At 59.9% G+C, this 15,619-nt stretch carries 15 protein-coding genes; 5 read left to right on the top strand and 10 right to left on the bottom strand.

The window, feature by feature from the left end; translation table 11 throughout:
• Positions 1-7: 7 nt before the first annotated feature.
• The 5 genes from ACMO9O_RS09715 to argS form a co-directional block, all read right to left on the bottom strand.
• Positions 8-295 (bottom strand): hypothetical protein, encoded by a 288-nt coding sequence (locus tag ACMO9O_RS09715; protein WP_418983666.1) that lies wholly within the window; start codon positions 293-295, stop codon positions 8-10.
• A 389-nt stretch (positions 296-684) separates the two neighbouring features.
• Entirely contained in the window at positions 685-1,515 is an 831-nt protein-coding gene (locus ACMO9O_RS09710) for a hypothetical protein (RefSeq protein WP_418983665.1), read from the bottom strand.
• A gap of 346 nt (positions 1,516-1,861) precedes the next feature.
• Positions 1,862-2,374: a hypothetical protein gene (locus tag ACMO9O_RS09705; RefSeq protein WP_418983664.1), complete on the bottom strand. Its 513-nt coding sequence runs from the start codon at positions 2,372-2,374 to the stop codon at positions 1,862-1,864.
• A gap of 11 nt (positions 2,375-2,385) precedes the next feature.
• A complete protein-coding gene (locus ACMO9O_RS09700) occupies positions 2,386-4,167 on the bottom strand; it encodes a M23 family metallopeptidase (protein ID WP_418983663.1) in 1,782 nt (593 codons plus the stop codon).
• A gap of 279 nt (positions 4,168-4,446) precedes the next feature.
• Positions 4,447-6,228, bottom strand: a complete 1,782-nt coding sequence (argS, locus tag ACMO9O_RS09695; protein WP_418983662.1) for an arginine--tRNA ligase — start codon at positions 6,226-6,228, stop codon at positions 4,447-4,449.
• Between the two features lie 163 nt (positions 6,229-6,391).
• On the opposite strand from argS, the gene ACMO9O_RS09690 reads away from it, so the two are divergent.
• Both ACMO9O_RS09690 and dusB read left to right on the top strand, forming a co-directional pair.
• Entirely contained in the window at positions 6,392-7,663 is a 1,272-nt protein-coding gene (locus ACMO9O_RS09690; RefSeq protein WP_418983661.1) for a hemolysin family protein, read from the top strand.
• Positions 7,660-8,682, top strand: coding sequence for a tRNA dihydrouridine synthase DusB (dusB, locus tag ACMO9O_RS09685; RefSeq protein WP_418983660.1), 1,023 nt, complete (start codon positions 7,660-7,662; stop codon positions 8,680-8,682). Before ACMO9O_RS09690 ends, dusB begins: the two co-directional genes overlap by 4 nt.
• A gap of 55 nt (positions 8,683-8,737) precedes the next feature.
• Here dusB and ACMO9O_RS09680 read toward each other — a convergent pair whose 3' ends face one another.
• From ACMO9O_RS09680 to ACMO9O_RS09665, 4 genes are all read right to left on the bottom strand, one after another.
• The gene (locus tag ACMO9O_RS09680; protein WP_418983659.1) at positions 8,738-9,217 is read right to left on the bottom strand and encodes a methylglyoxal synthase; all 480 of its coding nucleotides are present in this window, start codon (positions 9,215-9,217) and stop codon (positions 8,738-8,740) included.
• Positions 9,218-9,426: 209 nt separating this feature from the next.
• Positions 9,427-9,834: a DUF5606 domain-containing protein gene (locus ACMO9O_RS09675; protein WP_418983658.1), complete on the bottom strand. Its 408-nt coding sequence runs from the start codon at positions 9,832-9,834 to the stop codon at positions 9,427-9,429.
• A gap of 17 nt (positions 9,835-9,851) precedes the next feature.
• On the bottom strand, positions 9,852-10,289 hold the full coding sequence (locus tag ACMO9O_RS09670) for a membrane lipoprotein lipid attachment site-containing protein (RefSeq protein ID WP_418983657.1): 438 nt from the start codon (positions 10,287-10,289) through the stop codon (positions 9,852-9,854).
• Between the two features lie 19 nt (positions 10,290-10,308).
• Positions 10,309-11,229: a mechanosensitive ion channel family protein gene (locus ACMO9O_RS09665; protein ID WP_418983656.1), complete on the bottom strand. Its 921-nt coding sequence runs from the start codon at positions 11,227-11,229 to the stop codon at positions 10,309-10,311.
• Between the two features lie 97 nt (positions 11,230-11,326).
• On the opposite strand from ACMO9O_RS09665, the gene serB reads away from it, so the two are divergent.
• The 3 genes from serB to ACMO9O_RS09650 are packed head-to-tail and all read left to right on the top strand — an operon-like array spanning position 11,327 to position 14,124.
• Positions 11,327-12,550, top strand: coding sequence for a phosphoserine phosphatase SerB (gene serB / locus ACMO9O_RS09660; protein WP_418983655.1), 1,224 nt, complete (start codon positions 11,327-11,329; stop codon positions 12,548-12,550).
• A 4-nt stretch (positions 12,551-12,554) separates the two neighbouring features.
• Positions 12,555-13,313 (top strand): DUF5689 domain-containing protein, encoded by a 759-nt coding sequence (locus ACMO9O_RS09655; RefSeq protein WP_418983654.1) that lies wholly within the window; start codon positions 12,555-12,557, stop codon positions 13,311-13,313.
• Positions 13,291-14,124, top strand: coding sequence for a DUF5689 domain-containing protein (locus ACMO9O_RS09650; RefSeq protein WP_418983653.1), 834 nt, complete (start codon positions 13,291-13,293; stop codon positions 14,122-14,124). Before ACMO9O_RS09655 ends, ACMO9O_RS09650 begins: the two co-directional genes overlap by 23 nt.
• Here ACMO9O_RS09650 and obgE read toward each other — a convergent pair.
• Positions 14,054-15,067 (bottom strand): GTPase ObgE, encoded by a 1,014-nt coding sequence (obgE, locus tag ACMO9O_RS09645; protein ID WP_418983652.1) that lies wholly within the window; start codon positions 15,065-15,067, stop codon positions 14,054-14,056. The genes ACMO9O_RS09650 and obgE overlap by 71 nt on opposite strands.
• Positions 15,068-15,619: the final 552 nt, after the last annotated feature.

Here is a 15,619-nt window from a genome sequence, read left to right as displayed (position 1 = left end):
GGATACCCTATTTCACTTCGTTGATCTTGCTCAGCTTCTCGAACAGCGCATCGAACGCGGCAACCATCTCGTTGCGCAGCGCAGCATAATGCTTGCGCACGAGCGAACGGTTGTGCGGCTCTGCCGGGTTCATCGCCTTGGCGAACAGCTCATTGCGCACGGCGACGGCCTCCTGCATCACCTCGAAAACCTCCTTCTCCTTCGAAGGCTGGAAGCAGATAGCCATATCGCAGTCGAAAACGACCTCCTCCAGACGGTAGTCAATCTCCTTTTTCAGATCTCTTAAATTTGCCATTTTATCGGTATTTTGTGAATTTCTCCCTCCCAATAGCGCAGGCCGTGAGGCGATCGGCACCGAAAGCGTTTCGTACCAAGGCGCTGCCTATCCAAGCAGTCAACGTTCGCAAAGAGGCGCAACCCGGATGCAGAAGCAAACATAGCTTCTTAATGCCGAGGCGCAGCCTGTCCAAGCCGAAGTTAACTTCGGCAAAGGTAGCAAAACCTTTCGGAATATCAAACAATTTCGCCGGGGCGCATGCGTAAAATTCCCGAGCGGCCATCCGGGCGGCGACGTCCCGGTTGCACGCCGGATCCGAAAGCGGCTGCCGGAGAGGACCGCCGGAAAAGAGCATCCCCGCTCCGGAAACGGGGCGGGGATGCAATTGCGGGGTAAAAGGGAGCGGGCTATTTCATGCCTCTCTCCAGTTCGCGGTAAGAGCGTTTGGCGGCTTTGGCCTCGGCGCGGGCCATGCGCTCAGCCTCGCGGGCCTCTTTGCGGGCCAGCTTGCGGGCGATGCGCGCCTCACGGCGGGCCACCTTCTCGATCTGGTAACCCTCCCGGCTGACCCGCTTTTCGAGCCGTTCGAAATCACGGCCCGGTTCGGGCATCTCGACCAACAGACCCGTTATCGCTTCGTCCACGACGATGTCGCAGCAACATTCGGTCCGGGGCTGCGGCTCGGGCACGGGCTGAGGACGGGGGATCAGTACGCGCTCCTCGGCGATACGTGCGTAGTTGTAGTAAATCACCAGTTCGACGCGGCGCAGCGGCGGCAGGACATGCACTTTGAGGTAGTCCCAGACGCCCGGCATCTTTTTCAGCGCCTGCTCTTTGGCTTCGCGGCTCTGGCTGCCGTCGATGATCCGCAGCACGGCCTGCTTGTCCGGAACGTTGTTCTTTTCGATCAGCGTGCGGCTCGCCTCCCAGTTGTCGGCATCGGAGCTGACTTTCACGTCGTATTTTTTGGAAAGGTCGTACTTCTTGTCGACGTAGTTCCTGAAATCCTGGGCACGGCGCTTGGCCAGCGACTGGTTGAAAGCCAGCGGACCGTCGGGAGAGGCATAACCCGTGATTTCGGCCGAGCGGACTTGCATCAGCGAGTCGTCCATCACCTTGTGCAGGAAGGTATTCAGCTCATCCAACTCCTTCGAGTTGCCGTTGAGCGTCGAGGAAAGTTTCGCCAGATTGATCTTGTAACGTACCGAATATTCGGCGTCGCCCTGACTTCTGACCATATACCTGCGAACGATGTAATCGCCATCGGTGCACTCCGACAGCAACACGGAATCGGCCGCAGACGCCGACGCCGCGCTCCTGGTTTGGGCCGTCGCTCCGGCAGCGGCGCACAACGCAAGAGAAAGAGCGAATGTTGTAACGATTGTTTTCACGCTAAAATAGTGTTAGTTAACCTGCCCTCCTCTTCGCAAGATTCGTACCACGATCAAATGTCGCTCCGCCTCCGGCACGTACAAGGTGCGACCGGAGCGAAAAAATGCGCCGGCACTTTCGTACCAGCGCACCCCATAGACCAGCCTTTCAAACGGTTATTTCCCATCGGCCGGAGAGCTTACCACCCGGTCGTCAGACCGGAGAAACCCAACTGATTAACGTAACCAGCCCTTGATTGTCAAGTGTCACATGCAGGGAAGAATCGCTAAAGGCATCCCCCTTATCCGTCTTGAAAAACAATTGCATGACATTCTCTCCATAGTCTCGGGCTATGACATCAGAGGAAGGTATAGATGCCATGAAAACCGAAAAGTTATCCCCGAGTTTCAGACGATATTCGTTATTTATGACTACTACACAATCGTCATTCCGCGCTCGGTTGCTGAATGAAAAGTCAAACAAATAACCATCAACAACCGCTATTCTCAAATTTTTATAGACAAATGTTTTCATAACCCCATCTATTGCCCCACCCTCTTCCGTCCAGGTCTGCTGTGGTTGTCCGAAAATTTCAATAATTTTTTCTTCAGTAACAGGGCATTCAATAGTAATTCCGGGTCCGGAACCTTTGCTCAAAACAATCTGAGCAGAAGCATTGAAGATGCTGCCAGAAACAATTATTAGGAATAAAAAAATACGTTTCATAATTCTATATTTTAACAATCACGTACAACACTTCCCGTTTCCGGATCGAATTTCGTATATAAGTAAAGAAAGGGATTATTAACCGAATCTTCTTTTTTATTTGTTCCAACATTGTACGTTTTCAAATGAAGATGCGCTTTCATATTATAAGCATTTCCTGTTCTCCCTACCACTCCGATTATTTCTCCTGCCTTAACTTCCTTTCCAAAAAAGAGTTTCTGAGTATATTCATTTTTCTCTTTAACCTCGAGATGCCAGTAAGATACTTGAATCATCCGTCCATCCGGCAAACGGGTTTCAATTGTAATACGATTTCCAGCCGGATTTTTATCATTTGAATAGTCATCTGGATAATTTCCATCCAAATCTGGCATAGGCTGATCTGAAACTATCTTTATAACAGTTCCACCAAACATTGCATACACGTGAGTTTCTCCTTGTACCCCTTTCAGGTCAAGTCCATCATGGAATCTGCCGTTCCCATTTTTATCAACTCTTACATACCCCCAAGTGTTACTTTTCCAACTTCTATTGTCATCCGATATTTTCATCTCGGACAGAGGATTTGCCTCCATTGCAAGACTGTCAGCGCAGGGTTTTTTCTTCTCGGGATCGTCCGGTTTTTCGGGCTCCTTGGGGTCTTTGGGGTCTTGCGGAATATCGGGCGGATTGTAAGGAATCGGATCGATAAAGATAGGGGGATTGAACAGATTATAGGGATCTTTAATTACCCGAGGTGGCAACTTGCCATTTCCATCCCCTTCGTCATCATCTCCTTTTTCACTTTCGCCATCGTCTTCATCTCCGTTTCCATTATGGCTGCCGCCTCCTCCGCCACCGCCCCCAGCACCCCCGCCGGGACCATCGGGACCGCCCGGGCCCACCGGAAGACCCGGACCGCCGGGACCCGTATTCCCGCCCGTGGAACCGCCGGAAGAGCCGCCACCACCGTCGTCTCCTATACGGCCGTTGTTACAGGGCGGGAAGACGCCGTCGAAATCCATCGTTGCATAATAATCACCACCAATCTTAACAACATAGTAGAGCGCGCCAGTCGAATCGTAGAAACACTGCTTTCCCTCAAAATCCCATTCCACCTGCATTCGGGTCCGGGCCATCAACTCCGGATGAATGAAGACGCCTTTCATCAGTCGACGCAGCCGACGGTCGCGTTCGGCAGGGGAAAACTCCGGATCTCCCATAAAAATGCGCCCCAACAGCTCGCCTTCGTAATAGGAAGCCACGGCGGCAATAGCGCCGTCGAGCGTGGTGTATATCTCCAATCCGGAATAGTCGCAACGCTCGTCGCAGTTGGCGAACAGGCCGCTCAGATCGCCGTCGTAGGCATCGGCATAAATCCGATCGGGCACGATATAGCGCATATAAAGCGCCAGCGAATCCGTTTGACGCGATTTCACGACCAGCAATTTTCCGTAAGCCCGCACTTGATACATCGAACCGTCGGGCTGTCGGCGCAGGATGCGGAACACGCTGCCGGTCTCAGCCGCAACGTCCACACACGCCAGCCGTTCGTTCTGCGAGGGGCTTGAATCGCTCCAGTCGGGTACGATCTCCTGCACGGGAAAGGCACTCAGCGGCCGGTCGTCGCCGTCTGAACGGGTCAGCTGCTGCGTCCGGCTGTCAAAGAACGCCCGCGCCTCGTCGACCGTAAGCCCGCTCAGGGGTTGGTCCTCCGGTGGGTCCGGTGTCGGTTCCGGGTCCGAGCGCACACAACCGGCAAACACGGTCAGCACGAGAAGCAGCGGTTTGTAAAAATAGGCCTTTTTTCTCATTCGCCAAAGTTTTAAGGTTAAACAGTTGGTCGGATCGAATTTGTAAAGGAGCAAAGTTGTTGGGTAGAACGCCTCTCCCGCGGAAAATAGCTTTGCAGAGGTAGGGCCACAACCTGCGGAGGAACGCTAAATGCGGGCCTCCGCCGCCGGAGGCTGCGGCCCGCGCAGCTCGGGGAGCCGCAATACCGAAGATGAAGTTATCTAAAAAGTGGTAGAAATACAACAAAAGACAAGGCCGCACCCGAGGATGCGGCCTTAGACAGGATATTTGCGACTTTTTTACATACGCTCGGGAACCTCGATGCCCAGCAGCGCCATGCCGCTGCGGATGACGCGGGCCACCTCGGCGGCCAGCTGCAACCGCATGCGGCGCACCTCGGCGTCCTCCTCCTTGAGGATCGGGTGGTCGTGGTAGTAGCCGTTGAACTGCTTGGCCAACTCGTAGACGTAAGCCGCAACCACCGAGGGAGCGAAGCCCTCGCCGGCGCTCTTCACCACGGCCGGATACTCCGTCAGCGTCTTCACCAGGTCGATCTCCTCCGGGAGATAGGCCGCCTGCACGGCGCCTTCGTACGCGATGCCGGTCTCTGCGGCCTTGCGCAGCACGGAGCGGATGCGCGCATGGGTGTATTGGATGAAAGGCCCCGTGTTGCCGTTGAAGTCGATCGACTCGCGCGGATCGAACAACATTGTCTTCTTGGGGTCCACCTTGAGGATGAAGTATTTGAGCGCTCCCAGCCCGACCATCGTCGAGACGGCGTCGGCCTCCTCTTCGGTGCAGCCGTCCAGCTTGCCCAGCTCGGCGGACATTTCGCGGGCCGTCGAGACCATACCCTCGATCAGGTCGTCGGCATCGACCACCGTGCCCTCGCGCGACTTCATCTTGCCCTCGGGCAACTCCACCATCCCGTAGGAGAGGTGGGTGATATGGTCGCTCCAGTCGGCATAACCCAGCTTTTTGAGCACCAGTTTCAACACCTGAAAGTGGTAGTTCTGCTCGTTGCCCACCACATAGATCATATCGTCCAGCCGGTTGTCCTCGAAACGGCGGTAGGCCGTGCCGAGGTCCTGCGTCATGTAGACCGACGTACCGTCGCCGCGCAGCAGCAGTTTCTCGTCCAGCCCGTCGGCCGTCAGGTCGATCCACACCGACCCGTCGTCGCGGCGGTAGAAAACGCCCTTTTTCAGCCCCTCCTCGACGAGCGACTTGCCCAGCAGATAGGTCTGCGACTCATAGTAGACCTTGTCGAAATCGACGCCCAGCGCCTTGTACGTCACGTCGAAACCCGCGTACACCCAGCCGTTCATCATCTCCCACAGGGCGTACACCTCGGGGTCTTTCGCCTCCCACCGGCGCAGCATCTCCTGCGCCTCGCGCAGGATGGGAGCGTTCTTCTTGGCCTCGTCCTCCGACTGCCCCGCAGCCATCAGTTCCTTGATCTGCGCCTTGTAGTGCTTGTCGAACTCGACGTAGTACTTGCCTACCAGATGGTCGCCCTTCATGCCCGACGAAGCGGGCGTCTCGCCGTTGCCGTAAAGTTTCCACGCCAGCATCGACTTGCAGATGTGGATGCCGCGGTCGTTGACCAGATTGGCCTTGATGACCGTGTGGCCGTTGGCCCGAAGAATCTGCGCCACGGAGTAGCCCAGGAGGTTGTTGCGCACGTGCCCCAGGTGAAGCGGCTTGTTGGTGTTGGGCGACGAGTATTCGATCATCACGGTGCGCCCCGAGGCCGGAGCCTGCCCGAACCGCTCGTCGGCTGCGATCTCGGCGAAGCGCGCCGCCCAGAACGCATCGTCCAGCGAGAGGTTCAGAAACCCTTTTATCACGTTGAACGCCTTGATCTCCGGGACGTTCGTCTTCATATATTCACCGATTTCGGTCGCGGTGGCCTCGGGCGATTTGCGGCTCCGGCGCAGCAGCGGGAAGGTGACCAGCGTGTAGTCGCCCTCGAACTCGCGGCGGGTCTTCTGCACCTGCAGCTGCTCGCCCGCGAGCGGACCGTAGAGCGCCTCCACCGAACGGCGGACCGCATCCGAAATGAAAAGCTCGATATTCATAAACAGCAGAATTTAGGCTGCAAATTTAACCTTTTTCCGCGAATATTCAATCGCTGCCGCGCAGATTCGGGGCTGTTTTGCAGTGAAAGTTATGCCGGAAAGCAAACAATCGCTATATTTGCGGACACGACCCCGCATTGAAAGACCGCACCCCGCAACCGCTATGGAAATTCTCGTCATCCTCCTGCTGATCGTCCTCAACGGCCTGTTCGCCATGTCGGAAGCGGCGCTGATCTCCGCACGCCGCTCGAACCTGAGCGCCCGGGCACGGCAGGGCAACCGGGCGGCGGGCGAGGCGCTGCGGCTGGCCGAGGACCCCGACCGCTTCCTGTCGACCGTGCAGATCGGCATCACGCTCATCGGCATCGTCACGGGTATCTATTCGGGGGAAAAGCTCGCCGGTCACCTCGGCGCGCAGCTTGCCGCCTGGGGACTGCCCCTGCGGACGGCCGTCTCGGCGGCTCACATTTTGGTCGTGGCCGCGGTGACCTATTGCACCATCATCTTCGGCGAACTGCTCCCCAAACGGCTGGGCATGAACGCCGCCGAGCGGATCGCCATCCTCGTGGCCCGGCCCATGCGGCTGCTTTCGCGGATCGCCTCGCCCTTCGTGTGGCTGCTCTCGCGCAGCATCGAGGGCATCACCCGCCTGCTGGGCATCGGCCGGCAGACGAGCCGGGTCACCGAGGCGGAAATCCGCTCGATCGTGCGCGAGGGGACCGAGGACGGCGAGGTGCAGGCGGTCGAACAGCAGATCGTCGACCGCGTTTTCTCGCTCGGCGACCGCCGGGTAGAGTCGATCATGACCCACCGCAGCGAATTGGCCTGGATCGACCTTTCCATGACCGCAGGCGAAGTTCGAGAGCTGGTCGCCCGCGCGCCGCACAGCCTCTACCCCGCTGCCGACGGGAACCTCGACCGGCTTGCGGGGGTCATCCACCTCAAGGAGCTGTTCATGCACCTGGGCGACGCGGATTTTTCGCTGCGCGCCATCGTGCGTCCGGCCAAGCTCTTCCACGAACATACGGAGGTCTACCGCGCCCTCGAACAGCTGCGCAGCGAGCAGATCGGCTACGGGATCGTCTGCGACGAGTTCGGCGTGACGCAGGGCATCGTCACCCTGCGCGACATCCTCGAGGCGCTCGTGGGCACGATGCCCGGCGAGCACGAGGAGCCGGACATCGTCGTGCGCGAGGACGGCAGCTGCCTGATCGACGGGCAATGTCCCTTTTACGACTTTCTGGCTCACTTCGGCGTGGAGGACATCTACCCCAACGACTACAATACGCTGAGCGGCCTGCTGCTCGACGAACTGGAACATATCCCGCAGACGGGCGAGACGCTGCTCTGGAACGGATTCCGTTTCGAAATCGTCGATATGGACGGCGCCCGCATCGACAAACTGCTGGTTCGAAAAATTGCGACAGAATCATGAAAATAGCCGACATAGACCTCGGGGAACGCCCCCTGCTGCTGGCCCCGATGGAGGATGTGACCGACCCCTCGTTCCGCTACATGTGCAAGAAGTTCGGGGCCGACGTGGTCTACACCGAGTTCATCTCCTCGGACGGACTGATCCGCGACGCATGGAAGTCGCTCAAAAAGCTCGAAATCGACGAGGCCGAACGGCCCGTGGGCATCCAGATCTACGGCCACCTGATCGAGCCGATGGTCGAGGCGGCGCGGATGGCCCAGGCCGCCGGACCCGACATCATCGACATCAACTTCGGCTGCCCGATGAAGAAGATCGCCGGGCGCGGCGCTGGGTCGGGCATGATGCGCGACGTGCCGCTGATGGTCGAGATGACGCGCCGGATCGTCGATGCCGTCGACAAGCCCGTCACCGTCAAAACGCGGCTGGGCTGGGACGAGGAGACGAAAAATATCGAGGAGATCGCCCTGCGCCTGCAGGACGTGGGTATCGCCGCGCTGACGATCCACGGGCGCACGCGGGCGCAGCTCTACCGCGGCGAGGCGGACTGGACGCTGATCGGCAAGGTCAAGAACAATCCGCTGATTCGTATTCCGATCATCGGCAACGGCGACGTCGATTCGGGGCCGAAGGCGGCCGCGATGTTCGACCGCTACGGGGTGGACGGCGTAATGATCGGCCGGGCAACCTACGGCCGGCCGTGGATATTCCGCGAGGTGAAACACTTCCTCGCTACGGGCGAAGTGCTGCCCCAGCCGTCGGTTGCGGAGCGCGTGGCGATCGCCCGGGAGCATCTGCAAAAATCGCTGGAGGTCAAGGGCGAACACGTCGGTATTCTCGAAATGCGCCGCCATCTGACCAACTACTTCAAGGGGCTGCCCGATTTCAAGGCCACGCGCCTCAAGCTGGTCACCTCGCTCGATCCCGAGGAGCTGTTCGCAACGCTCGACGAGATCGCCTCCCGCTGGGGCGGCTTCGACCTGAGCGGCACGGTTCCCGCGCCGCTGTCGCACGAGCTGTAACGAAAATCCGGACGCTTGTGGAAAGCGTCCGGATTCCTTTTTCGGGCGGAAGTCCCTATTTGAGCACCCGCTCCACATAATCGCGGTAGTCTTTCACCACCGGAACGTACTCCTCGTCCTCGAACAGCGGCGAGGAGATCAGGAAGTCGGCCGAAGAGCGGTTGACCGCCGTCGGCACGTTGTAGAGCGTTGCCAGTCGCAGCAGCGCCTTGACGTCCACGTCGTGCGGCTGGGCCGACATCGGGTCCCAGAAGAAGATCAGGGCGTTGATCCGCCCGTCGGCGATGAGCGATCCCAGCTGCTGGTCGCCGCCCAGCGGACCCGATTTGAGCAGCGTGATCTTCAGTTCGGGCGTCTCTTCGTCCCCCTCGTCCGCCTGGTCGCGCAGCGTCTTCTCCACCATCTTTCCGGTCGTACCCGTGCAGACCAGGTGGTGGCAGCTCAGTTTCTTCGAATTCCAGTCGACCCACTCCGCCAGGTCGCGTTTCATGTTGTCGTGGGCAACCAATGCCAGTACTTTCGTTTTTTTCTCCATAACATCCTATCGTTCGGAAAGCCCGCAGGCTTTCGGTCAAATTTTTTTCGGCAGGCAGGGCCGCCTCCTTCGATGCCGGAGCGCAGCCTGTCCAAGCGAAAATTTCTCTGCGTGCAAAGATAGTGCAAGCGCAGCAGAATTATTAAATAATTTTAGAAAATTAACCGAAACGTAACAAAAAAGTCCGAGCCGCCGGCCCGGACTTTCGCTTACGCCTCCTCCTTCTCGGGGAGTTTAAATTCGGTGAAACCCGCTCGTATGAGCGTGTTGTACCACGCGAAGCACTTCTTGATGTCCGACAAGTGCACCCGGTCGCGGTCGTACTCGGGCAGCACCTCCGCAAAACAGGCCTTCAGCTTTTCGGGGGTCTCCTTCGGGTCGACGGACTCTTTGCCGCCGGTATGGGCGTAGATGCGCGTGAAGACCTCCGCCAGCGGAATGTCGTCGCCCTCGGTGAACATCGAAATCTCCGTGAGCGCGCTCACCTTCGCCGAGGCGGAGGCGTTCATGCGGCGGCCGTCGAGCAGCGATTCGACGATCACGCCGCGCGTCGACTGGGCCACGTATTTGAAAAGTCCCGGTTGTCCCGAGATAGCCAGAATCTCTTTGAGTTCCATATCGTTGATTTATAAGGTTATTCCACCGGATCGGGTTTGATCGGCTCGTCTCCGCCGTCGGTGACCGTGTATTCGTAGATGCGCGTACCGCTGATGACGTTGAAAGGCGTCTCGGCCACGATCTGGAACGACACCTTCGTGCCCGCCTCCTGCGCCGGGATGGCTTTCTCGGGTTTGTAGACCGCCTGCGTCTGCGACTGTCCCTGATAGAGCGTCGGTTTGGAGGACTTCATAGTGGTCAGGTCATCGTTCAGGTAGTAGGCGACCTGCGCGGCGCTCAAGCCGTAAGGACTGGTAATGACGACCTGGAGCGATACGGCATCGGTTGGAGTGACCATCACGGGCGTACGGGTCACCTCGCCGAACTCGGCCCCGGTCGAATACTCCGGTCCCAACTCTTTATTACAGGCGCTCAGCGCGAAAACGGCGGCGAGCGCCAAAAACATTTTTTTCATCGTTTTTTTCGTTTTAACCTCAGTTTTGTTTCATATGAACATCCAGCTGCGGGAAGGGGAAACTGAGACCCTCTTCCGGCAGCGTCTTGTAAATCTTCTCGTTATACTCGAAGAACACATCCCAGTAGTCGCTGTTCTTCGTCCAGGCGCGCAGCGTCAGGTTGACCGAGCTGTCGGCCAGCGCCGAGACATAGACCACGGGGGCGGGGTCCTTCAGCACGCGCTCGTCGCCGGCGAGCAGGTCGAGCAGCACGCGGCGCGCCGTATCCACGTCGTCGCCGTAGGAGATGCCCACCGACCAGTCCACACGGCGCAGTTCGGCGGTGGAGTAATTGTCGATGATGGCCGTGGCGATCGCATTGTTGGGAATGTAGATCGTCTGGTTGTCGACGGTGGTAATGACCGTCGAGAAGAGCTTGATTTCGCGCACCGTACCCGACTGTCCCTGCGCCGAGATATAGTCTCCGATGCGGTAGGGCTTCATCAACAGGATCATCACGCCGCCCGCGAAGTTCTGCGCCGTGCCGCTCAGGGCCATACCGATGGCCAGGGTGGCGGCCGAGAAGAGGGCGATGAGCGAGGTGACATTGACGCCCAGCGTCTGCACCACGATCATTACCAGGATCAGCGTGAAGACCACGCGGATCGTATTGCGCAGGAACGAACGCAGCGAGGTGTCCACCTTCCGCTTCTCGAAAGCGATGTCCAGCAGCCGCACGATGCGCCGCACGATCCAGCGGCCCACGAAATAGATGGCCAGCGCCAGCAGGATCTTCAGCACGATCCAGACCGACTGGCTGATCAGTCCGCTCAATACCTCGTGGTAGTCGAGGTTCATCAGTTTCTGGACCGTCTGGGCCAGATTGGCTTTCTGCACGCTGTCGGGCAGGATCAGGGGAGCCGGAGCGTCCGCCGCCAGGAAAAACCAGAGAATCTTCATTTCTTCATTTAGTTTGCCTGCAAAAATAGTAAAAAATAGAAACTTTATTAACTTTGTCTGAAATTAACCGACAAAGCAAACGGAAAACACCCCACCAATGAACACGAACGTAGAAATTATCCAGATCAATATATCGGGCGAGGACAAACCGGGCATGACCACGTCGCTCACCGAGATTCTCGCGCGTTACGACGCTTTCATCCTCGACATCGGCCAGGCCAACATCCACCAGTCGCTCACGCTGGGCATCCTGATCAAGACCACGGCCGACAAGTCGGGCAACATCATGAAAGAGGTGCTGTTCAAAGCGTCGGAGCTGGGCGTCTTCGTCCGCTTCACGCCCATCCCGGAACAGAAGTACGACGACTGGGTGGGGCGTCAGGGCAAGAACCGCTACATCGTGACCCTGCTGGGCCGCACCGTCACGGCGCGCCACATCGCCGAGGTGACGCGGGTCGTGGCCGAACACGGGCTGAACATCGACGCCATCCGCCGTCTGACGGGCCGCATGCCGCTGCGCGAGGACGACCGGGCCGCCAAGTCGTGCATCGAGCTTTCGGTGCGCGGATCGCTCTCCGACGAGGATCGCAGCACCATGCAGGAGCGGTTCATCAACCTCTCGGAGATGGGGCTGGACGTTTCGTTCCAGAAGGACGACATCTATCGCCGCAGCCGTCGCCTGATCTGCTTCGACATGGACTCGACGCTGATCGAAACCGAGGTGATCGACGAGCTGGCCGAGCGGGCCGGCGTGGGCGACCGGGTGCGCGAGATCACCGCCAGCGCCATGCGGGGCGAGATCGACTTCCGCGAGAGCTTCACCCAGCGCGTGGCGCTGCTCAAGGGGCTGGATGTCACGGTGATGGAGGACATCGCCCGCAACCTGCCCATCACCGAGGGGCTTGAGCGGCTGATGACCATCCTCAAGCGCGTCGGCTACAAGACGGCGATCCTCTCGGGCGGCTTCACCTACTTCGGCAACTACCTGCGCCAGAAATACGGCTTCGACTATGTCTATGCCAACGAGCTGGAGATCGAAGACGGGCGGCTGACGGGGCGCTACCTGGGCGAGGTGGTCGACGGCCGCCGCAAGGCCGAACTGCTGCGCCTGCTGTGCCAGTTCGAGGAGATCAACATCGCGCAGTCGGTAGCCGTGGGCGACGGGGCCAACGACCTGCCGATGCTCAACCTCGCAGGTCTGGGCATCGCCTTCCACGCCAAGCCCAAAGTCAAGGCCACGGCCCGGCAGTCGATCTCGACCATCGGGCTGGACGGCATCCTCTACTTCCTCGGACTGAAAGATTCGCGCATCGAGCAGTAAGCCCATGCGCCGGCTCCCGATCCTCGCTGCGGCGCTGCTCGTGGCGGCCTGTTACGACTCGTCGTTCGGCGAGCGGGAAGACGGCGCGGCCCCGGAACCTGCGACGACCACCCTTGCGGAGCTGCGCGACCGCTTCGTCGGGACGACCTTTCCCGTCACGGGCGAGGTGGTGGTCAAGGGAACGGTCACCACCTCCGACCGCAGCGAGAACTTCTACCGCACGCTCTGCATCGAGCACGAGGGCGCGGGGCTGGAGGTGATGGCCGGCATTGACCACCTGCACAACGACTATCCCCCGGGCTGCCGCGTGACGCTCCGCCTGCGCGGGCTGGCGCTCGGGCAAAGCCGCGGCGTGTTGCAGGCGGGACGCATGCCTGCGCCCGGCAGCGGCTACCCCACCGACTACATAGGCTCCCCGGCAGCCGTCGGACTCTGCCTCGTCCGCGACGGCGAGACGCTCGAACCCGTAATCCCCGCCACCCTTACGATCGGAGAGCTGACGCCCGCCAGGTGCGGCACGCTGGTGCGCATCGGGCCGGTGAGCTACACGCCCGAAGAACTTGCGTCGGGCGCATGGGCGGGCTACAAACGTTTCTGCGATGCGTCGGGAGCAGCCGTCTACACCTACGTCCGTGCCGGAGCCGCCTTTGCCGCCGAAGAGGTCCCCGCCGGGGTCTGCTCGCTCACGGGTATTCTGCAATACGACGACGGCGAGGGGCGCTACATCCTCAAACTCCGCGATGCGAACGACTGCGCGCACTGAACTTCTCGGAATCGCCGCCGTGCTGCTGCTTGCCGCGTGCGACCGCTCGTCGGAGATCGCCTACGACGATACGCCCGATGCGGTGCGCTCGATTGCCTACCTGCGCTCGTTGTGCACCGGCGCGAGCGTTCCCGTCCGGGAGCAGCTCGTCGTCCGCGGCACGGTGGTCGGCAACGACCGCTACGGGGAGTTCCCCGAAACGCTCGTCGTGCAGGATGCGAGCGGCGGCATTTCGATCGACATCGAGCACCCCGCGCTGGCGGACGACTACCCGTTCGGAGCATCCGTGACGGTTTACTGCAACGGGTTAGTCCTGAACGATTACGGGGGCAATATCCGGCTCGGCACGGCGCCCGGCCAATACGGCACGGGGCGCATCCCGCGTGCGGAGCTGGCCCGCTACCTGCGCCGCAACCCTGCATCGGCGTCGCCGCCCGAACCCGTGCCGCGCACGTTCGGGGAGTTGTCGATGCGTTACGTCGACACCTACGTCCGCTTCGACGGGGTTCGTTTCATCCATCCGGGCAGCTGGTGCGACCGCGATCCCGAGACGGGTCGCATGCTCGCCACCGAGCGGGAGATCGTCGACCGCACGGGGCGCACGCTGCGGGTCCGCACCGCGGGTAGCTGCCTCTATGCAAGCGAGCCCGTACCTTCCGGCACGGGCTCCATACGGGGGATTCTCGACTATTTCAACGGCAGTTACGCCCTGCGCGTGGTCAACCGCGACTTTGCGTTCGTCAACGCTGCAACGCCTCCCAGAGCATATCCTTCAGGCGGGCGATATTCAGCCCCGACACCGACGAGATAAAGACCGACGGCACGCCCTCGGGCAGGTGCTCGCGCATCTGTCCGATCAGCTCATCGTCGAGCATGTCGCACTTGGTGATGGCCAGCAGCCGCTCTTTGTCGAGCAGTTCGGGGTTGTACTGCGTCAGCTCGCCCAGGAGCACCTCGTAATCGGCACGGATGTCGTCGCTGTCGGCCGGGATCATGAACAGGAGCACCGAATTGCGTTCGATATGGCGCAAAAAGCGCGTTCCCAGGCCGCGCCCCTCGTGTGCCCCCTCGATGATACCGGGAATGTCGGCCATGACGAACGATTTGTGGTCGCGCACCTCGACGATCCCCAGGTTGGGTTCGAGCGTGGTGAAGGCGTAGTTGGCGATCTTGGGCTTCGCGGCGGAGACCACCGACAGCAGCGTCGATTTGCCCGCGTTGGGGAAGCCGACCAACCCCACGTCGGCCAGCACCTTCAGTTCGAGGATGAAAGTCCCCTCCTCGCCCTCTTCGCCCAGCTGGGCGTAACGGGGCGTCTGGTTGGTGGCGCTCTTGAAATGCCAGTTTCCCAGCCCGCCGCGACCGCCGCGCAGCAGCACCAGCTCTTCGCCGTCGGCCGTCACCTCGCCCACCGTTTCGGTCGCGGTAGTACCGTCCTCGCACTCCACGACCCGCTTGGCCACCGTGCCCAGCGGCACGGGGATCACGATGTCCCGGGCATCCTTGCCCGACGAACGCGCGCCCGAGCCGTTCCCGCCGTCCTCGGCGAACTGGTGGCGCTGGTATTTGAGGTGGATGAGCGTCCAGTACTGCTTGTCGCCCTTGAGCACGATGCTGCCGCCCTTGCCGCCGTCGCCGCCGTCCGGACCGCCGAACGCGACGAATTTCTCGCGCCGGAAGTGTGCCGAACCGCCGCCGCCGTGACCCGAGCGGGCGAATATCTTCACGTAGTCTACGAAGTTGGAACCTGCCATAATCTCGTTCAATACCGGACGTGCGACTTGCTGCATCCTATGTGCATGCCGCCCGTCCGTGGATTCAGGCTGCAAAGGTACAAAATAAAAACGAAACCGAAGCCGGGGCGAAAATAAGACTGCCGAAGCCGATGGGTTTTTGCTTTGGACCGCCAAGTCGGCGGGCCGAAATTCACTTTTCCTGTCCTCGACCTTTAGGTCGGCGGGCCAAAATACGGTTTGCCTTGTTTCGATTCGAAGAACCGGCGGGTCGCAGCCTCCGGACGCGGAGGCCCAAAAGAATAGTCGCCCCGGATAGTCGTTGGTCTGACCAACATAATACGCTTTCGATCGTCGAGCTTCGCGGCGTGCCGCCGCGTTTACAAATCTGACCCCACCCCCGACCCCTCCCTCGGGAGGGGCGAAGAACATCAGATATAATTTTTTGCATGCCGGCAGCGGCTCGAAGAGCCGGCGGGCCGCAGCCTCCGGCGGCGGAGGCCCAAAAGGATAGTCGCACCGGATGCTGGTCGGTCAGACCAATGTAAACACGCTCTCTATCGTCGAGCCTCG

This window comes from Alistipes sp., assembly GCF_048465635.1.
Taxonomy (GTDB): Bacteria; Bacteroidota; Bacteroidia; order Bacteroidales; family Rikenellaceae; genus Alistipes.
This window is presented reverse-complemented; position numbering and strand designations above follow the sequence as displayed.

Coding starts and splice junctions, on each gene's coding strand:
- ACMO9O_RS09715 (WP_418983666.1), bottom strand. CDS start 295: ATGGCAAATTTAAGAGATCTGAAAAAGGAGATTGACTACCGTCTGGAG.
- ACMO9O_RS09710 (WP_418983665.1), bottom strand. CDS start 1,515: ATGGTCAGAAGTCAGGGCGACGCCGAATATTCGGTACGTTACAAGATC.
- ACMO9O_RS09705 (WP_418983664.1), bottom strand. CDS start 2,374: ATGAAACGTATTTTTTTATTCCTAATAATTGTTTCTGGCAGCATCTTC.
- ACMO9O_RS09700 (WP_418983663.1), bottom strand. CDS start 4,167: ATGAGAAAAAAGGCCTATTTTTACAAACCGCTGCTTCTCGTGCTGACC.
- argS (WP_418983662.1), bottom strand. CDS start 6,228: ATGAATATCGAGCTTTTCATTTCGGATGCGGTCCGCCGTTCGGTGGAG.
- ACMO9O_RS09690 (WP_418983661.1), top strand. CDS start 6,392: ATGGAAATTCTCGTCATCCTCCTGCTGATCGTCCTCAACGGCCTGTTC.
- dusB (WP_418983660.1), top strand. CDS start 7,660: ATGAAAATAGCCGACATAGACCTCGGGGAACGCCCCCTGCTGCTGGCC.
- ACMO9O_RS09680 (WP_418983659.1), bottom strand. CDS start 9,217: ATGGAGAAAAAAACGAAAGTACTGGCATTGGTTGCCCACGACAACATG.
- ACMO9O_RS09675 (WP_418983658.1), bottom strand. CDS start 9,834: ATGGAACTCAAAGAGATTCTGGCTATCTCGGGACAACCGGGACTTTTC.
- ACMO9O_RS09670 (WP_418983657.1), bottom strand. CDS start 10,289: ATGAAAAAAATGTTTTTGGCGCTCGCCGCCGTTTTCGCGCTGAGCGCC.
- ACMO9O_RS09665 (WP_418983656.1), bottom strand. CDS start 11,229: ATGAAGATTCTCTGGTTTTTCCTGGCGGCGGACGCTCCGGCTCCCCTG.
- serB (WP_418983655.1), top strand. CDS start 11,327: ATGAACACGAACGTAGAAATTATCCAGATCAATATATCGGGCGAGGAC.
- ACMO9O_RS09655 (WP_418983654.1), top strand. CDS start 12,555: ATGCGCCGGCTCCCGATCCTCGCTGCGGCGCTGCTCGTGGCGGCCTGT.
- ACMO9O_RS09650 (WP_418983653.1), top strand. CDS start 13,291: ATGCGAACGACTGCGCGCACTGAACTTCTCGGAATCGCCGCCGTGCTG.
- obgE (WP_418983652.1), bottom strand. CDS start 15,067: ATGGCAGGTTCCAACTTCGTAGACTACGTGAAGATATTCGCCCGCTCG.